Annotated in this window: 13 protein-coding genes, 1 tRNA gene and 1 pseudogene; 2 read left to right on the plus strand and 13 right to left on the minus strand. The window is 75.3% G+C overall.

Annotated features, from left to right (window positions below):
* Positions 1-27 precede the first annotated feature (27 nt).
* From ACZ4U4_RS18325 to ACZ4U4_RS18335, 3 genes are all read right to left on the minus strand, one after another.
* Entirely contained in the window at positions 28-417 is a 390-nt protein-coding gene (locus ACZ4U4_RS18325; RefSeq protein ID WP_467875053.1) for a type II toxin-antitoxin system death-on-curing family toxin, read from the minus strand.
* Positions 414-614: a CopG family transcriptional regulator gene (locus tag ACZ4U4_RS18330; protein WP_467603336.1), complete on the minus strand. Its 201-nt coding sequence runs from the start codon at positions 612-614 to the stop codon at positions 414-416. Before ACZ4U4_RS18330 ends, ACZ4U4_RS18325 begins: the two co-directional genes overlap by 4 nt.
* Positions 615-687: 73 nt before the next feature.
* Positions 688-2,202 (minus strand): MFS transporter, encoded by a 1,515-nt coding sequence (locus ACZ4U4_RS18335; RefSeq protein ID WP_467875056.1) that lies wholly within the window; start codon positions 2,200-2,202, stop codon positions 688-690.
* Between the two features lie 269 nt (positions 2,203-2,471).
* On the opposite strand from ACZ4U4_RS18335, the gene ACZ4U4_RS18340 reads away from it, so the two are divergent.
* Positions 2,472-2,543 (plus strand) — tRNA-Cys (locus ACZ4U4_RS18340).
* Positions 2,544-2,730: 187 nt separating this feature from the next.
* Here ACZ4U4_RS18340 and ACZ4U4_RS18345 read toward each other — a convergent pair.
* From ACZ4U4_RS18345 to ACZ4U4_RS18385, 9 genes and pseudogenes are all read right to left on the minus strand, one after another.
* On the minus strand, positions 2,731-5,076 hold the full coding sequence (locus tag ACZ4U4_RS18345; RefSeq protein ID WP_467875059.1) for a xanthine dehydrogenase family protein molybdopterin-binding subunit: 2,346 nt from the start codon (positions 5,074-5,076) through the stop codon (positions 2,731-2,733).
* On the minus strand, positions 5,073-7,676 hold the full coding sequence (locus ACZ4U4_RS18350; protein ID WP_467875062.1) for a (2Fe-2S)-binding protein: 2,604 nt from the start codon (positions 7,674-7,676) through the stop codon (positions 5,073-5,075). Before ACZ4U4_RS18350 ends, ACZ4U4_RS18345 begins: the two co-directional genes overlap by 4 nt.
* Positions 7,673-8,569, minus strand: coding sequence for an FAD binding domain-containing protein (locus ACZ4U4_RS18355; RefSeq protein WP_405742331.1), 897 nt, complete (start codon positions 8,567-8,569; stop codon positions 7,673-7,675). Before ACZ4U4_RS18355 ends, ACZ4U4_RS18350 begins: the two co-directional genes overlap by 4 nt.
* Positions 8,570-8,850: 281 nt before the next feature.
* Positions 8,851-10,533 (minus strand): beta-N-acetylhexosaminidase, encoded by a 1,683-nt coding sequence (locus tag ACZ4U4_RS18360; RefSeq protein WP_467875065.1) that lies wholly within the window; start codon positions 10,531-10,533, stop codon positions 8,851-8,853.
* Positions 10,534-10,545: 12 nt separating this feature from the next.
* Complete coding sequence (locus tag ACZ4U4_RS18365; protein WP_467875219.1) at positions 10,546-11,355, minus strand: carbohydrate ABC transporter permease; 810 nt, start codon at positions 11,353-11,355, stop codon at positions 10,546-10,548.
* A gap of 188 nt (positions 11,356-11,543) precedes the next feature.
* Positions 11,544-12,507: pseudogene (locus ACZ4U4_RS18370) on the minus strand (carbohydrate ABC transporter permease).
* Positions 12,504-13,802 (minus strand): extracellular solute-binding protein, encoded by a 1,299-nt coding sequence (locus ACZ4U4_RS18375; RefSeq protein WP_467875068.1) that lies wholly within the window; start codon positions 13,800-13,802, stop codon positions 12,504-12,506. The pseudogene ACZ4U4_RS18370 and the gene ACZ4U4_RS18375 overlap by 4 nt, the downstream one beginning before the upstream one ends.
* Before the next feature lie 293 nt (positions 13,803-14,095).
* Positions 14,096-14,398, minus strand: a complete 303-nt coding sequence (locus ACZ4U4_RS18380; RefSeq protein WP_467875071.1) for a DUF3039 domain-containing protein — start codon at positions 14,396-14,398, stop codon at positions 14,096-14,098.
* Complete coding sequence (locus tag ACZ4U4_RS18385; RefSeq protein ID WP_467875074.1) at positions 14,385-15,566, minus strand: MFS transporter; 1,182 nt, start codon at positions 15,564-15,566, stop codon at positions 14,385-14,387. The genes ACZ4U4_RS18380 and ACZ4U4_RS18385 overlap by 14 nt, the downstream gene beginning before the upstream one ends.
* 242 nt (positions 15,567-15,808) lie before the next feature.
* Here ACZ4U4_RS18385 and ACZ4U4_RS18390 point away from each other — a divergent pair, with 242 nt between their 5' ends.
* Positions 15,809-16,882 (plus strand): LysR family transcriptional regulator, encoded by a 1,074-nt coding sequence (locus ACZ4U4_RS18390; RefSeq protein WP_467875077.1) that lies wholly within the window; start codon positions 15,809-15,811, stop codon positions 16,880-16,882.
* 40 nt (positions 16,883-16,922) lie between these two features.
* On the opposite strand, the gene ACZ4U4_RS18395 is transcribed toward ACZ4U4_RS18390, so the two are convergent.
* Positions 16,923-17,597, minus strand: coding sequence for a YqgE/AlgH family protein (locus tag ACZ4U4_RS18395; RefSeq protein WP_467875079.1), 675 nt, complete (start codon positions 17,595-17,597; stop codon positions 16,923-16,925).
* Positions 17,598-17,646 lie beyond the last annotated feature (49 nt).

Raw genomic sequence — 17,646 nt, forward strand, 5'->3', positions numbered from 1 at the left:
CGGCATTCCCGCCAAGTGGGGCGAGCGTCACGTCCGGCTCTCCCGCAACGACCGCAGCCCCGCCGCGATGACCTGGACGTCCTCGACCTTCCCGGTCGCCACGTCGATCACCAGCCCTTCCGCGAAGTCGATATCAGGGCGGAGCGATTCACCGTTCATACGGAGAAACGCCATACACGACAGCCATGCCGTGCGCTTGTTGCCGTCGACGAGCGGATGGTTGATGACGAGCGACTGGAGCAGCGAAGCCGCCTTGGCGAATAGGTCTGCGTACGCTTCCTGGCCGAACATCTCCGCGGAGGGTCGGTGCACCGCCGACTCAAGAAGCCCCCCGTCTCGCACCTCGATGCGCATGTCGTCGCAGGCGATACCGGCAAGCGTCAGGACTTCCCCCGCAGTGAGGTAGAACACCGTCACTTCAGGCGCTCCAGAAGCTCACGCCACTTGGCCGCCTCCTGAATGCCGACCTCCCGGACCATCGCCTCCCGCGCGTGCTGCGCCAGATAATCGTCCACGGCGCGGAGCACCACGGCATGCATGCTGCGCCCTTCCAGCTCGGCCTGTTTCTTGAGCGCTTCGGTCCGGTCGTCATCAAGACGCAGATTCATAGCCATACCGAAATGGTACCGAGCATGGGGTCACTTCAGTACCGGATTACCGAAGCAACCTTGCCCCGCACCCCCTCCCCTACGCCGTCCCCGCAGGCCGGAGGCGTCCCGCCAGGGCCGCGCCCGCGGCCGCCACCACGGCCATCGTGGCGAAGACGGCGAGGAAGGCGGCGGGGTGCGCGGCCGCGGAGGCGTGGGTGGCGGTCGGGGAGCCGCCGCCGAAGGCGACGAAGAGGGCGCCGCCGAGGCCGACGAGGACGACGTTGCCGAGGGCGTCCGACATCTGGAGCGAGGCGGAGTTGGCGCCCGCCTCCTCGGGCCGGGAGAGCTTCAGCAGCAGCACCCCGCCGCTGGAGATGTTCAGGCCCATCCCGAAGCCGCCGAGCATCCAGGCCACCGCGACCGTCCACACCGGAACCGCCTCGGACAGCACCAGCGGCACCGCCGCGATCGCCACCGCCAGGAACGCCAGGCCGACGCCCATCAGCCGCTCCCGGTACGCCTCGCACCGCGGGCGGCTCTGGACGTACGAGCCGAGCGCCCAGGTCAGACCGCCGCCGGTGAGGGAGAGCCCGGCGAGGGTCGCGGACAGGCCGCGCTCGCTGACCAGCAGCAGCGGGATGAAGCTCTCCGCGGCGACCATCGCGCCGGCCGCGACCCCGCGCATCAGCACCACCGTCGGCAGCCCCCGCGCCGCCCGGAACGTGCCCCGGGGCAGCAGCCGCCGCACCGCCGGCACCAGCAGCACCAGCCCCGCGGCCGCCGGTATCACCGCGTACGGCGTCAGGTGCCCGCCCGCGTACTGGAGCAGCCAGGCGCCCGCCGCGACGGCCAGGGCGAGCAGGGCGCGGCGGCTGCGCACCACCGCGAGCAGCCCGCCGTCCGGGCCCGGCGCCTCGCGCGGCAGGGCGCGCAGCGCGGGCAGCATCACCGCGAGCGGCAGCAGGATCAGCACCGGGATGGCGAGGAAGACCCAGCGCCAGCCGAGGTGTTCGGCGACGCTCCCGGCGGCCAGCGGGCCGACGATCACCGGCAGCACCCACGCCGCCGAGAACGACGCCATCACCGCCGGACGCAGCCGCTCCGGATAGGCCCGCCCGACGACGACGTACAGCGAGACGATGACCAGCCCGCCGCCGAGCCCCTGCACCCCGCGCCCGGCGACGAAGAGGCCCATGGTCGGCGCCGCGCCCGCCATGACCAGTCCGGCACCGAACGCGGCGATACCGGTGAAGAGCGGCGCCAGCGGCCCGCGGCGGTCGTTCCACTCCCCCGCCAGCGCCATCGCGAAGAGGCTGGTGGTGAAGAACCCCGAGAAGGCGAAGGCGTACAGCCCGATGCCGTGCAGTGCCCGGGCGGCGAGGGGCATCGCGGTGTTCACCGCACTCGCCTCGAACGCGATCAGCGACACCACCGAGACGATCCCGAGGGTCAGCGCCCGGTACCCCCGCCCGAACACGCCCGCGTCCGGCGCGGCACCGGGCGGCCCGGAATCCGGGGCGCGCCCGTCCGCTGCGGGGTCCGGACCTGCGGAGGAGGGTGACGGAGCGGCTGTGGTGGCGGCATCGGCGCCGCGCGCGGGGTCGACGGTCATCGGGCCAGCGTAAGGGCCGACACGCCGGATGGCCCCTGTCCCCGGACGGGACATCGGACGGGGATCCTCTGGGCCGCGGGACCTACGCCCGGGCCCGTACGGGGTCCCGTACGGGGCCGCACCCGCTCCCCTGCGCGCCCCCGACCCGCGCTCCGCGCGCCCCTCCCGTGAACCCCGTATTGCCCCGTGTTGCGGCCTCATGGCGGGCCGCGCCGGCCCCTTCCGCGGCGCGCGCGCAGCTGCCTACAGTCGGTGCATCGCCTCATCCCGGCCGTGTGCCCGAGTGGTTGAGGGACTCGCCTGCAAAGCGAGTAACGCGGGTTCGATTCCCGCCACGGCCTCCGGTCCCGATCAGGGACTCACAGAGGGCGGTCCCGCTGCGGGTGGACCGCCCTCTGCGGCGTTCGTTCCGCGGGCGGCGCGCCGTCGCGTCGTCATGCTCCGCGCGCCGTCCCGGAGCGGATGCCCGTACGCACTGAAGGCGGCCCCGACCTCGGCGGGGACCGCCTTCAGCTGCGTTCCGGGGCTTTACGCCTGTGCCCCCTGCGGGACGCCCTGGGCGCTCTGGGCCACCGCCGCCTGCGGGCGGATCGGGAGGCGGCCGATGGGGCGGCCGGTGGCGGCGCGGACCGCGGAGGCGACCGCGGCGGGGGCGGTCACCACCGGCACCGCGCTGGCCGCCTTCGCACCGAACGGGGCGACGACGTCCCGCTCCTCGACGAGGTTGACGATGCGGATGTCCGGCGCGTCCAGCGCGGTCGGCAGGGCGTAGCCGGTCAGATCCGGGTGGCGGACCTGGCCGCGCGTGGTGCGCAGGTTCTCCATCAGGGCGGCGCCGAGCCCCTGGGTGACCCCGGCCTCGATCCGGGCGCGCAGCTGCCGGGGGTTGAGCACCCGCCCGACGTCCTGCGCCACGGACATCTCCACCACGCGGATGGTGCCCAGCTCGATGTCGACGTCCGCGACGCAGCGGATCGCGCAGAACGCCATCCCCACGAACGCGTCGCCCTGCCCGGATTCGTCCAGCGGCTCCGTCGGATGCGGCCGGCACTGCGCGGTGGCCCACAGCTCCTTGCCGTCCAGCGCCTCGGCGACGGTGGTGGAGAGCACCCCGTCGTACGAGGTGATCTTGCCGTCGGTGATCTGGAGCAGCTCGGTGGACATCCCGAACTTGTGGGCCAGCGGCTGGAGCAGCTGCGTACGGACCATCTTGGCGGCCCGCTCGACGGCGCCGCCGGAGACCCAGGTGTGGCGGCCGTGGCAGGCGCGGCCGGCGGGCGGCTGATCGGTGTCGGCGCCCGCGACGTGCACCTCCTCGACGCCCAGCGTCTCCTGCACGATCTGCCGCGCCAGCGTGGAGAAGCCGCTGCCGGTCTCCACCGCGGCGCAGATGACGGTGGCGACCGAACCGCTGACCTTGACCGTCGCGGTGGACACCTCGTCGGCGCCCTCCGCGCCCAGCATGTGCACCATGCCCAGCGCGTAGCCGACGCCGCGGCGCACCGCGCCCGGCTCGCCCGCGCCCTCCAGCCCACCCGGCAGCAGCCACTCCGCGGCGGGGGTGTCCTTGGGCAGGTCCGGCAGCGGCGCCTCGGTGACCGAGCGCAGCAGCTCGGCGACGGGCGCGGGGCAGGTCACCGTCTGGCCCGTGGGCAGCAGGTCGCCGGTGGCCATGACGTTGCGCCGCCGGATCTCGTCCGGCTCCAGGCCCAGCCGCGCCGCGAGCTTGTCCATCTGGCCCTCGTGGGCGGCGCAGACCTGCATCGCGCCCTCGCCGCGCATATGGCCGGAGGGCGGGTTGTTGGTGCGCACCGCCCAGCCCTCGATGACGGCGTGCGGGACGACGTAGGGGCCGCAGGAGAAGGAGACGGCGGCGGCCAGCGCCTCGGCGGAGGTGTCCGCGTAGGCCCCCGCGTCCATCAGGATCTGCGCCTCGACCTTCACCAGCTTGCCGTCGGCGTCCGCGTGGTGGCGGTAGCGGAGCAGCGTCGGGTGGCGGTGCGCGTGGCCGAGGAAGGACTCCTCGCGGGTCGCGGCGAGCTTGACGGGGCAGCCGGTGCGCAGCGCCAGCAGGCCCAGGGAGAGCTGGATGCCGGGATCCTCGCGGTCGGCGGTGGCGCCGGGCACGCCGGTCACCACGACCTTGACGCGCTCGGGGTCGAGGCCGAAGGAGGCGGCGGCCAGATCGCGATCGGTGTGCGGGTCGGTGGAGGCGGTGTAGATCTCCACGCCGCCGTCGGGCCGCGGCACCGCGAGCCCGGCCTCGGCGCCGATGGGCGCGGGGTCCTGACGGCCGATGCGGTACAGCCCCTCGACCATCACCTCGCCGACGGCCTCCGGGTCACCGAAGCGGAGCGGGATGTGCCGGATGAGGTTGCCGTCCGGGTGCAGCGGCTCGGCCTCGAAGGCGAGTTGCGGATCGGTGACCGGGTCGAGCAGCTCGTACTCGACGGCGATGGCGGCGGCGGCCAGCCGTGCGGTGTCGGGGTGGTCGGCGGCGATCGCGGCGATCGGCTCGCCGTGGTAGCGCACCTCGTCCTTGGCGAACACCGGGCGGTCGGCCACGCCGCGGCCGTGCCCGGCGTCCCCGGGGACGTCCGCATGGGTCACGACGGCGCGGACGCCGGGGAGTTCGGCGGCCTGCCGGGTGTCGAGGGAGACGATCCGGGCGCGCGGGTGCGGCGAGCGCAGCACCGCCGCCCACAGCAGCCCGTCGGCCCAGAGGTCGGCGGCGTACGGGAAGGTGCCCTGGGTCTTGGCGGACGCGTCGGCGGACGGCAGGGAGACGCCCAGACCGTGCGGCGGCGGCTCGACGGGCGGGATCGGCACCCCGGCAGCGGGGGTCGCGGTGGCTGCGTCGGTCGTGCCGCTCATGCGGGGCCTCCCGTCCGGTGCGGTGCGTCCGGACCGTGGGGTTCGTCGGGGTCGTGGCCGGCGGGGGCGCCACCGTGCTCGGCCGGGGCGTGCGGGCCGGGCGCGTGCGCCCCTTGCGGGGCGGGCTCCTCGGGGCCCGTCTGGTGCGGGATACGCGCCGCTTCCTCGGACGCCTCCGCCGCGGCCTCGGCGGCCTGGCGGCGCGCGGTGACGACGGTGTCGACGGCGTCGAGCACCCCGCGGTAGCCGGAGCAGCGGCAGAGGTTGCCGCAGAGCGCCTGCCGGGTCTCCAGCTCGCTGGGGGCGTGGTTGCCCTCAAGGAGGTCGTGGACGGTCATCGCCATGCCCGGGATGCAGAAGCCGCACTGGACGGCGCCGGACTCGGCGAGGGCGCGCTGCACGTCGGAGGGCCGGCCGTGCTCGGCGAGCCCCTCGACGGTGCGGACCTCGCTGCCCGCGGTGGTGGCGGCGGGCACCAGGCAGGAGGCGACCAGCCGCCCGTCCACCTGGACGGAGCAGGCGCCGCACTCCCCCTGGGAGCAGCCGTCCTTGGCCCCGGCGAGCCCGAGCCGCTCGCGCAGCACGTAGAGGAGGGATTCGCCGATCCAGGCGTCGGTGACCGGCCGGTCGGCGCCGTTGACCCGCAGCACGTACGAGGCGTGCGGGTGCTCCTCGGCGTACGCGTCGGCCCCGGCGGTGTCCGGGCCGGAGTCCGCCAGCACCTGCGGCGCGGCCTCGGGAATGGCGGCCTCGGGCGCGTCCGGGGCGTGACCGGTCCGCTCCGGGCCGACGGCCTCCGGGCCCTCGGGTGCGGCGGCGTCGGGCTCCCCGGGGACGGCCGGGTGCACCGGTTCCGGGGCGTCGCCCCCGGGCGGTCCGGGCACGGCCTCGGCGCCTTCGGCGGGCTCAACCGCCGCTGCTGTTGCGTCGGTTGCCTCGGTGCCCAAGGGCGCCGAGGTCTCCGGGAGCGCGCCCTCGGGCCCGGTGGCGGCGTGGTCGCCGGGCGGCGGTGTGGGCCCGTCGTCCGTGACGGGGGCGGCCTCCGGGACCGGGACGCCGTGCGGGGGCGTGCCGTGAAGGGCCGCACCGGGCTCGGCGGCGGCCGGGGCGACGGTCTCGGCGGCGGGCTCGTGGGCGGGCTGCGCCGGGGCGTCGGCGGCGGGGGCATCCGGCACCGGGGCGCCCGGGGCGTCGGCGGCGGGCAGGCCGTCAGGCACGGGTCCGGCGCCGGGCTGCGGGGTGTGCGGTTCCCCGGGGACGTACGAGGCGCCCACGGCGAAGGGGTCGGCGGCGGGGTGCTCTCCCTGTGCGGCGGACGGCTCCGGGGCGAGGGGCATCTCCCCCACGGGCGGCGCCGGTTCCGGCCCGGCGTCCCCGCCGTGGCCGTCGGCGGGCGCGCCGTGGTCGCCGGGAGCGGGCGCGCCGTGTCCGGCCGGGGCGTCAGTGCCCGGCTCGGCGACGAAGGGGGCGCCGGGTTCGGCGGCGGGCGCGGCCGTTTCGCCGGGGGCGTGCGCCGTCCCGGTGTGCGCCGCCTCCTGGTGGGCCGGGTCCTCACCGGGCGTGCCGTACCCGGCGTACGTCCCGTAGGCGCCGTCGCGTACCGCGTCGAGGGGGAACTCGCCGGAGACGTCGGGCTGTTCACCGGCGGCGGGGACCGTCCACGGGCCGGTGTCCGCCGGGGCGTCGGCCGGGTGGGCCGGGGCCTCCGGGGCGGGCGCGGAGCCCTCGGCCGGTGGCCACTGGGCCAGTGCGTCGGCGGGGAGCGACCAGTGGCCGCTGCCGCCGCCGGGCGTCACGGGCGCCGGGGCCTCCGCGCCGGTGGCGTAGGCGTCGCCGGTGCCGTGGGCGGTGTCGTGGAGCACGCCGTGGTCGGTGCCGGTCTGCGGGTACCGCTCCTCGGCGATGCCGCCGAACAGCGGGTCCTGCGGGGCCGGATGGCCGCCGTAGCCGCCCTGCCCGCCGTAGGTGTCACCGGACGGGGCGTACCCGTACGGGTCGGGCGCGGGGTGGCCGGTGCCCTGGCCGCCGTAGGTGTCGCCACCGGGGGCGGCGGTGTCGTAGCGGTACCCGGTGGCCGGGTAGCCGCCCGGGGTGTGCGGGGCCCGGCCGTCGTCGACGAGGTACTCGCCGGACTCCTCCAGGACGTCGTCCGGGGCGCCCGGGACCGTCCACTGACCGGTGCCGCCGACCGCTTCCGTACCGCCGGCGACCGGCCATTCGACGTGGTCGCCGCCCCAGGGCGTGCCGTGCGGCGGGGTGCCCGTGGGGCCGGCAGCCTGGCCGGTGTGGGCGGGGTAGCCGGCCGACGGGTCGGCGTACCCGGCGGAGGGGTCGGCGAACGGCATCGTCCACTGGCCGGTGGCCGTCGGGTCGGTGCCGGCGCCGGGGATCGGCGGGGTGAAGGAGGCCGGGGGGACGTAGCCGTGGCCGGGCGCGGCGAGCGGGTCGGCGCCCGGGGGGTGGTAGTCGCCGCCGAGGGCCGCGGTGGTGAACCCCTCCGGCAGTTGCACGAAGGCCGTGGCCTCCTGCTCGTACTCGCCGCCCTGCGGCAGCGGCTGCCAGCCCTGCTCGGACTGCGGGCTGCGGTTGTCATCGCTCACGAGAGCGCCCTCCCAAGTGCGCGGCGGGCCAGGGCCGCCACCGTACGGCGCAGATGCAGCGCGGCGGGCGGCAGGGTCTGCGGCTCGGAACCGTCCTGCGGCGGCGCCGGGTCGGGGATGCAGGCGGCCGCGACGTAGTCGCCGAAGGCCGTCAGGGCCTCCGGGACCAGGGCGCGTTCGCCGTCCCAGTCGATGAGGGAGGCCACCCACTGCTCGGCCTCCAGGGGCCGCAGCGGCATCGCGGCGACCGCGCCGACGGCGCACCGCACCCCGCGCCGCGCCGGGTCGAGGACCAGCGCGACGGAGGCGGTGGCGCGGCCGGGGCCGGTGCGCCCGGTGGCCTTGAGGAACGTCTGCGGGGCGTGCAGCAGCGGCACCCGGACGTAGCCGACGAGTTCGCCGGGGCGCAGCATCTCGCGGCCGGCCAGCAGATGGCTCACCGGGATCTCGCGGCGGCCGCCTCCGGGCCCCGCGATGATCAGGGTGGCTTCCAGCGCGGCGAGCACCGGCAGGGTGTCGCCGGTCGGCGCGGAGCTGACGATGTTGCCGCCGAGCGTCCCGGCGTTGCGGATCTGCGGGGGCCCGGCGGCGCGCGCGGCGGCGGCCAGGCCCGGGATCAGCGCGGCGAAGTCGGGGCGCCCCATGCGGGCGAGGGTGAGTCCGGCGCCGAGGAGGGCGTGGCCGTCCTGGTACTGCCAGCCGCGGATTTCACTGATCCGGGCGAGGCCCACGAGGCCCGCGGGTCTGAGGAGTCCGGCGTTGACCGCCGCCATGAGATCCGTGCCGCCCGCGACGGGTACGGCGGCGGGCATGGCGGCGAGGGCCGCCACCGCCTCGTCGAGCGAGGCCGGCAACGTCACCGTGTGCGACGCCTGCGGTGCGTGCGTGGTCAAGCCAGCTGCCCCTTCCCCGGTTTCCCGGCAGTTCCGCTCGCCGTACGGTACGTGCTCACGGTCCGGACGTGGCAACTCTGGCACATTCTCGTAGGGGCACGGCGCGAGGGTCCGCGAAGCGGTCTTCCCTCCCGAACGGTGTATCGGTCCCGTTCCGTCCACCGCGGCGGGCCCGTACGGCGGCGGTGGCGCGGGGTCTTCCGGGTGCGCCGGGGCGCCCGCGGCACCCGGGGCCGGCCGGTCGTCCGGCCCCGGGACGGGCGCTCCGTTCGTACGGCGGCTCACACGTTCGGGGGCGGCCCGTCGATCGGGCGTCCGAGCACACCGGGGCGCTGCTGCCAGGGGTGGGGGCCGCCGGGCGGGCGGTAGGCGACGCCGAGGGCGTCCAGGCGCGGGTAGTGGGCGGTCATCCGGCGGGTGAATTCCTGGTAGTCGCGGTCGGCGGAGGCGGGCAGCCGGGACCAGGCGACCTCGGCGAGCGCCACCAGCCGCGGGAAGACCTGGTAGTCACGGCGCTCCTGACTGTCCATGACCTCCGTCCAGACGTTGGCCTGGGTGCCGAGCACCCGCTCCGCCTCGGTCTCCGTGAGGGCGTCGGGGACGGGTTCGAAGCGGTAGACGTCCTCCAGGGTGCGGACGAAACCGATCGGCACCGGCTCGTTCGGCCCGGCGTCCTGCCGGTGGTCCAGATAGACCTGCTGTTCGGGGCACATGACGACGTCGTGACCGGCGCGGGCGGCGGCGACGCCTCCGGCGTAGCCGCGCCAGGACGAGACCGCGGCGCCCTCCGGGAGGCCGCCCTCCAGGATCTCGTCCCAGCCGATGAGACACCGGCCGCGGTCGGCGAGCCAGCGGGCGAAGTGGCCGAGGAACCAGCTCTGGAGGCCGTCCTCGCCGTCGACGCCCAGCTCGGCGATGCGTTTCTGTGCGGTGTCGGACGCCTGCCACTGCTCCTTGGGGCACTCGTCGCCGCCGAGGTGGACGTAGCGCGACGGGAACAGCTCCAGGACCTCCTCCAGCACCTCCTCGTAGAAGCGGACGGCGTTGTCGGTGGGGGCGAGTACGTTCGGGTTGATGCCCCAGGTGTCCCAGACGGAGAGGGAGGTCGTGTCGATGACGTCGGTGTTGCCGAGTTCCGGATACGCGGCGATGGCCGCCTGCGAGTGGCCGGGGATATCGATCTCCGGGACGACGGTGATGTGGTGGCGCGCGGCGTAGGCCACGATCTCGCGCAGGTCGTCCTTGGTGTAGTGGCCGCCGTGCGGGATGTCGCTCCACAGCGGGGAGGCGCGGTGGCCGAGTTTGGTGCGGGCGCGCCAGCCGCCGGTGCGGGTGAGTTCGGGGTGGCGGTCGATGGGCACGCGCCAGCCCTGGTCGTCGGTGAGGTGCAGATGCAGGACGTTGAGCTTGTGGGCGGCGAGCAGGTCGATCCAGCGCAGGACGCCGTCCTTGGGGGTGAAGTGCCGGGCGACGTCGAGCATCATGCCGCGCCAGCCGAAGCGCGGGGTGTCCTCGATGCGCAGCGGCGGCAGTGACCGGGCGCGGGTGCCCGGGGCAACGGGGGCACGCCGGAATACGTCGGCGCTGTCGGCGGCGAGGAGCTGACGCAGCGTCTGGGCGCCCCAGAAGACTCCGGCCGGGCCGCCGCCCTCGATCGTGAGGAGGGAGCCGTCGACGGTGAGGCGGTAGCCCTCGGGGCCCAGGCGGCGGGCGGTGTCCGGGTCGGTGCGCAGCCGGATGCGGGTGCGGCAGCCGTCGTGGTGCGGGGGCAGCGGCAGGGCGGTGGCGGCGCCGAGTGCGGTGCGCAGCCAGTGGGCGGTGTCCTCGGTGCCGGGCCCGGCGTCGATGCCGGTGGCCGCGTCGAGGACGAACGCGTCGCCGTCCGGGAGGGCTTCGGTCCGGAGCGGAAGCGGAATGACGGTGTGGTCGGGTGTGCGGGGGTGTCCGGTGGGGTGGGGATGCATGCCTTGAACCCTTCAGTCCTTCACCGCGCCGCCGAGGCCGGAGACCAGTCGGCGCTGTACGAGTACGAAGAAGACGAGGACGGGGAGGGTCATCACGGTCGATGCGGCCATGATGCCGCCCCAGTCGTTCTCGTCGGGTTTGAAGAAGACCAGCAGCGCCATCGGCAGGGTGGAGTTCTCGGTGGCGCTGATCAGGAACGACTTGGCGAACAGGAAGTCGTTCCAGGTGGAGATGAAGGAGAAGACGCTGGTGGCGACGAGCCCGGGGAGGACCAGCGGGAAGAGGATCCGCCACAGGAAGCGGGCCCGGCTCGCGCCGTCGAGGGAGGCGGCCTCCTCCAGGCTCTCGGGGACGGCCCGTACGAAGCCGCGCAGCATCCAGATGGCGAACGGCAGCGAGAAGGCGAGGTGCGGCAGGATCAGCGAGCCGAGGGTGTTCAGGCCGATGCCGGGAACGGCGGTGCCGACGTCGCGCAGGAGGAAGAAGAGCGGGATGGTCAGCGCCTCGACCGGCACCGTCTGCGCGATCAGAAACATGATCAGCAGCGTGGTGCGGAAGCGGAAGCGGAAGCGCGTCACGGCGGTGGCGGCGAGGAAGGCGATCAGCGCCGAGGCGACGACCACCGTCCCGGCGACGAAGAGGCTGTTGAGGAAGTAGCGGCCGAAGTCCTGCTGCTGGAAGACGCGCCGGAAGGCGTCGAGGGAGGGCGCGAGCGTCCAGGGGCGCGGGGAGTCCGACTGCACCTCGGCGTCGGGTTTGAAGGCGGAGAGGACCATCCAGTAGAGGGGGAAGGCGACGACACCGGCGATCAGCAACGTCACGGCCTCGGCGGCGAGCCGCCACGGGCGGCGGGGGCCACGGCGGGGGCGGACGGGGCGGTCGGTGCGGGCCGGCCCACCGGTGCCGACCGGTCCCCCGGTGCGGGCCGCCGGAACGCGGGCCCCCGACGCGCGGGCCTCCACCGCACGGGCCGCCCCACCCGCATCGACGTCCCCGGTACGCGGTTCGCTCACAGCTCCTCCCCCTGGCGGCGCAGCAGCCGCAGATAGACGAGGGTCACGCCGAGCAGGAGCAGCAGCATGACGACGCCGATCGCCGCCCCGAGGCTGTACTGCGAGGAGGCGAAGGCCCGTTGGTAGGCGTAGACGTTGAGGACGAGGTTCTGCCGGGCGACGCCGCCGCCGTCCGTCATCACATAGATCTGCGTGAACAGCTTGAAGTCCCAGATCACCGACTGGAGCGTGACGACGACGAGGATCGGCCGCAGCATCGGCGCGAGGACGCTGCGCCAGATCCGCCAGGCGGAGGCGCCGTCCAGCGCCGCGGCCTCCACGATCTCGGCGGGGACCGCGCGGATCCCGGCGTAGACGGTGATCATGACGAACGGGAAGGAGCACCAGACGACTTCGAGGAGGACGAGCGCGAAGGCGGTGTAGCGGTCGTAGGTCCAGGAGAAGTCGGCGAAGCCGCTGAGGCCGAGGGCGGTCAGCACCTTGTCGACCGGGCCGAAGTCGGGGTCGAAGAGGAAGAGCCAGACGGTGGAGCCGGTGATGGCGGGCGTGGCCCAGGCGCCGAGCCCGGCGAGCATCAGGGCGAGCCGGGGCAGCGCGCGGACCCGGGTGAGCAGCACGGCGAGGGCGCAGCCGGTGACGAGGGTGGCGAGGACACAGGCGGCGGCGAAGACCACGGTGGCGAGCAGCACCGACCAGAACTCGCCGTCGCCGAAGAGCGTGGCGTAGTTCCCCAGCCCCTGGAAGGTGGTCGGTTCACCGCCGCTGACCTGCGCCTGGGTGTATTCGAGGAAGGAGATCACCGAGCTGGTAGATCGGGTAGACGAGCAGCGCGCCGAGCACGGCGAGCGCCGGGGCGAGGTAGAGCCAGGGGGTCCAGCCGCCGTGGCGCCGGGCGGGGCCGCGCGGCGCGGCACGGGGGCGGACGCGGGCGGTGCGGGGCCCGCTGCGGTGGACGGTCACTTGCGGAAGGCCCCGTCCATGGCCCGGGCCGCCTCGCCGGCCGCCGCGTCGACGCCTTTGCGGCCGCTGACGATCTGCTGGTACATCGTGGGCAGCACCAGCGAGGCGTCGACGGTGGCCCAGCCGGGCGTGACGGGCACGAACTCCGCCCCGGCGTCGAGGGTGTCGACGAACGGCTTGACGTAGGGCTGCCGCTTCGCGGCCGCGGCGCGGACGTCGGTGAAGGTCGGCAGGAAGCCCATCGCGTCGAAGAGCCCGCGCTGGGTCTCCTTTCCGGCCAGCCGCTTCATCAGGTCGACGGCGAGGGTGCGGTGGGAGGTGCTGCGGAGCACGCCGATGTTGTTGCCGCCCGCGAACGCCGGGGCGATCTCGCCCTTCTTCCGGCCGGGCAGCGGGACGACGCCGTACTCCCCCTTGACCTTGCCGGCTTCGACGGCCCGGTGGTTGAAGTCGCCGCCGATGGCCATCCCGGCGCGGCCGGCGGCGAAGGCGGTGACGGTGTCGTTGCCGTTCATTCCGGCGCACTTGGCCGCCGGGCAGTTGTCGTCGCCGAAGAGAGCGGTGTACGCGGCGATGCCCTTCTTCGCCGCCGGGGTGGTGACGGCCGCGGTGAAGGCGCCGCCCTTCTCGGTGGCGAGGGCGCCGCCGGCCGACCAGAGGAACGGCAGCGCGCCGTAGGTGTACGCGCCGCCGACGGCGAGCCCGTACATCTCGGGGTGGGCCGCGCGGATCTTCCGGGCGGCGGTGGCCATCTCGTCCTGGGTGGCCGGGGGCTGGAGGTGGAGTTCCTCGAAGAGGTCGGTGCGGTAGTAGAGGGCGCGGACGCCGACGAAGAGCGGGGCGCCGTAGACCTTCCCGGCCACGGTCACCGAGCGCCGGGCGGTGGGGTCGGTGTCCTTCGCGTCGGACCAGGCGCCGAACTCCTTCGTCACCTCGGCGAGTCCGCCGTCCGCGACGTATCCGGCGGTGTCGGTGTTGCCGTACTCGATGACATCGGGCGCGCCGGACGGGTCGTTGAAGGCGGCCTTGACGCGCTGGGCGCGGGTGTCGACCGGGATGTAGTCGACGGTGACCTTCACCCCCTTGTGGGCGGCGGTGAAATCGGCGACGGCCTGCCGGACCACCTTCTCCTTGGGGGCGTTGCCGACCTCCCGGAAGAGCCAGACCCGCAGCGTGCCGGTCCGGGAGTCGCCTCCGGCGGCGCCGTCCGAGGTGGCCGGGGCACATGCCGTGGCGGTGAGAGCGGTCAGGGCGAGTGCCGCTCCGGCGGCGGCCAGACGGGCGGAGAGGCGCATGACGGGACCTCCAAGAGTGTTGCAACATACGCAACGAGCGTTTCGCAGTGCACAACTCAGAGGAGATTAAGCGGCGTTGCCCGGTCGGACAAGGGTTCGCCAGAGGTCTCCACCAGTCGGTACGGGCCGGTGACACCCCGGGCGGCCGGGGTGCGACGGCGGCGCCCTCCCGGACATGGCGAAGGGCCCGGGTTCGCGGAGAACCCGGGCCCTCACCCGCGTCCTGCTGCGGCGCGGCGGCCGCGCCGGACGACCGGCCTCACCGCACCCGGCCGCCCCGGCCGGCGGCGCGGCTACTTCTTGCCGTCGCCGTCCTTGCCGCCCTTGCCCTTGTCGCCACCGGCGCTCATGGACTCGTAGATCTCCTTGCACATGGGGCAGACCGGGTACTTCTTCGGGTCGCGGCCCGGCACCCAGACCTTGCCGCAGAGCGCGACGACGGGGGTGCCGTCGAGCGCGCTCGCCATGATCTTGTCCTTCTGGACGTAATGGGCGTAACGCTCGTGATCGCCGTCGCCGTTCGACACCTGCGGCGTCGGCTCTACGAGGGTTCCCGTTCCTGCCCCGCGCTCGGGCTCGGGCTCAAGAGTGCTCATACCTGCCAAGGGTACCCAGGCTCCCGGCGTGTCGTGAGCGCCGGGCGCCCACCAGGTGAAGGCCCAGACCGGCGGCGGCCACCCCGGCCGCCGCCCAGGGCAGCGCGGACGGCGCCAGCCCCGCCGACAGCGCGAGCCCGCCGAGCGCCGAGCCGACCGCGGAGCCCAGGTAGAGCGCGGAATTGTTGAGCGCGAGGGCGACCGTGCCGCGCTCCGCGCCCGCCGCCAGCAGCCGGTGCTGCTGCGGCACCTGGAACGCCCACCCGACCGCACCCCAGGCGACCAGCAGCGCCGCCGCCGCGGGCAGCGCGACCGGGGCCACCACCGGCAGCAGCGCCTGCGCCACGACGATCACCACCAGCAGCCCGCCGGCCAGCGCCCGCACCCGGCCCGTCCGGTCCACCAGCGGCCCGGCGGCCACACTGCCCAGCACCCCGCCGGCGCCCCACGCCCACAGGTACGGCGTGACCTCGTGGACGCCGCCGGCCGCCGCGAGCACCGGCGCCAGATAGGTGTAGAGCCCGAGGCTGGCGACGGCGGCGAGGAACGACACCCCGACGACGGGCGCCACCGCACGGTCGGTGAGCGCCCCCAGCCGGGCGCGCAGCGGCACCGCGGGCCCGGCCGGAACCGGCGGCAGCAGCGCGGCGAGCCCGCCGAGCGCCAGTGCGCCCAATCCGGTGACCAGCCACATCGTGGCGCGCCATCCGGCACGCTCGGCGAGCAGCACCCCCAGCGGCACGCCGAGCACGGTGCCGGTGCTCATCCCGCCCATCACCAGCGCCAGCGCCCGGCCCCGCCGCTCGGGCCCCACCAGCGCGGCGGCCGCCGCCGTGGCGAGCGCCGCGTAGACCCCGGCCCCGGCGCCGGCGACGATCCGCGCCCCGAGCAGCGTGCCCAGGGTCGGGGCCACGGCGGTCAGGGCGTTGCCGAGCGTGAAGAGCGCCAGCGCGGCGAGGAGCAGGGCACGCGGCCGCACCCCGGCGAGCAACCCGGCGACCAGCGGCGCGGCGAGCGCGTAGGCGAGGGTGAAGGCCGTCACCAGTTGCCCGGCGAGCGCCACGCGGGTGCCGGTGTCCGCGGCGATCACCGGGAGCAGCCCGGCCATCACATAGGCGTCCAGGCCGAGGGCGAACGCCCCCAGCATCAGCAGTCCCACTCCGCGCACCGCGCTCAACTCCACTGCGACACCGGGGTGTTGACCCCCGGAACGGGCCGGTCGCGGACGGACCGGCCATCGGCGCCCTGCGTCGACCGGGGAAACGTAGGCACTCTCCGGACAGCCGGAGAAATGCCCGCGGGCGGGTATTTATGCTGGTGCGGCATAAGTGGCGTGGCACAGCTGATGCGGTACGGACGGACCGGGCGGGCGGCGCGCCCGGACCGCGGAAGAGACAGGAGAGCGACACGATGACCGGCCCCATCGATCACCTGCCTGCCGGGCCCTCGCCCGTCACGCGTCCGGACGCCGCGGGCCGGGCGGCCGTGGCGGAGACCGGACCCGGCGCCTCCCCGGAGCCCCGGCCCGCCGGAGCCGGGCCCGCGCCCGACGCCCTGGACGCGCTCGGCGCCCTCGACGGGTGTTCCGGGATCGAGTTGCGCCATCTGCGCGGTTTTCTCGCGGTCGCCGAGGAGCGCAGCTTCACCTACGCCGCGGCGCGGCTGCGGATCGGGCAGCCCGCGCTGACCCGCACCGTCCGCGCCCTGGAGACGGCGCTCGGCGTCCGGCTGCTGGACCGTACGACCCGGCGGGTGGAGCTGACCGCGGCGGGCCGCGGGCTCCACGCCGACCTGGCCCCGCTGCTGCCCCGGCTGGCCGCCGCCCTGCGGGCCCCCGCGCGGACCACGCCGCTGCGGCTCGGCTTCACCTCTCTGCTGCCCACCGCCTGCACCGAGCTGAACGCCCGCTTCACGGCCGCCACCGGCACCGGCGTACGCCTCGTCCGGCGGGACGCCCCGCTCGCCGGGCTGGAGAGCGGGGAGGCCGACGTCGCCGTGGTCCGCGGCGCACTCCCCCGCGGCGCCGCGGTCCGCACCGCGGTGCTGCTCCACGAACCCCGGGTCGCCGCAGTGGCCCGCACCGCGGCGCACCCCGCCGGCGACGCCGATGCCGAGGCACTGCGGGCCCTCGCCCGGCGCCGGGTCCTCGACTGGGCGGAGCTGGCCGGGCTGCCGCTGGTGGTCAACACCGTCACCGGCACCACCGGGCCGGAGCTGTGGCCCGCGGGGCGGCGGCCCCGCCTGGCGTGCACCGCCGGGAACGTCGACGAGTGGCTGGAGGCGGTCGCCGCAGGTCACGGCGTCGGGGTGGCCCCCGAGTCCCTCGCCCGCCGCCACACCCACCCCGGGCTGCGCTACGTCCGCCTGAAGAACGCCCCACCGGTCACCGTCCGCCTGGCCGTCCCCGAACGCGGCGCCCACCCCTTGGCCGAGCGCTTCCTCGCCCTCGCCGGGCCGGGCGGGGAGCCGGAGCCGACGGGCTGACGGCGGGAGCGGCGGGCCGCCTGCGGGGCGGCCCGGCGGCTCAGTTCAGCGACGGGTCGTCCGGGTACGTGGCCACCATCGCGAGTTCGTTGCGCTGGCGGCGCAGCACCGCGCGCCACAGGTGTTCGGGGTCGGGGGACGAGACGTCGCCCGGCTCGGAGTCGACGACGTACCAGGCGCCTTCGGTCAGTTCGTCCTCCAGCTGACCCGGGCCCCAGCCCGCGTACCCGGCGAAGATCCGCAGGCTGCCCAGGACGGTGGCGAGCAGCTCCGGCGGGGTCTCCAGGTCGACCAGGCCGATCGCGCCGTGCACCCGCCGCCAGCCGAGCGGCTCCTCGCCCGGCGCGCCGCCGTGCCGGGCGTCGTCCGGCCGCGGTCCGGCGGCGGCGGTCCCGCCCGGGCCGGGGCGTACCCCGCTCTCCAGGGTGGGGACGTCGTCCGCACCGGCGAGCCCGCCGGGCATGACCGCCACGCCGAGCGCGGAGTCCAGCGACACCGGGCCGCCCTGGAAGACCACGCCGGGCTCGCCCGCGAGCGCCGCCCAGGGTGCGAGGATGTCGCCGACGCCCACCGGGGTGGGACGGTTCAGGACCACGCCGAGGGAGCCCTCCTCGTCGTGGTCGAGGAGGAGCACCACCGCGCGGTCGAAGTTCGGATCGGCGAGCGCGGGGGTCGCGACGAGCAGCCGGCCTGTGAGCGAGGACACCTCGGTCATGGCGACATGATCCCGCACTTCGGCCCGGAGCGGGGAGTCAATGCCCACA

It is taken from the genome of Streptomyces sp. NPDC029159 (genome assembly GCF_055564055.1).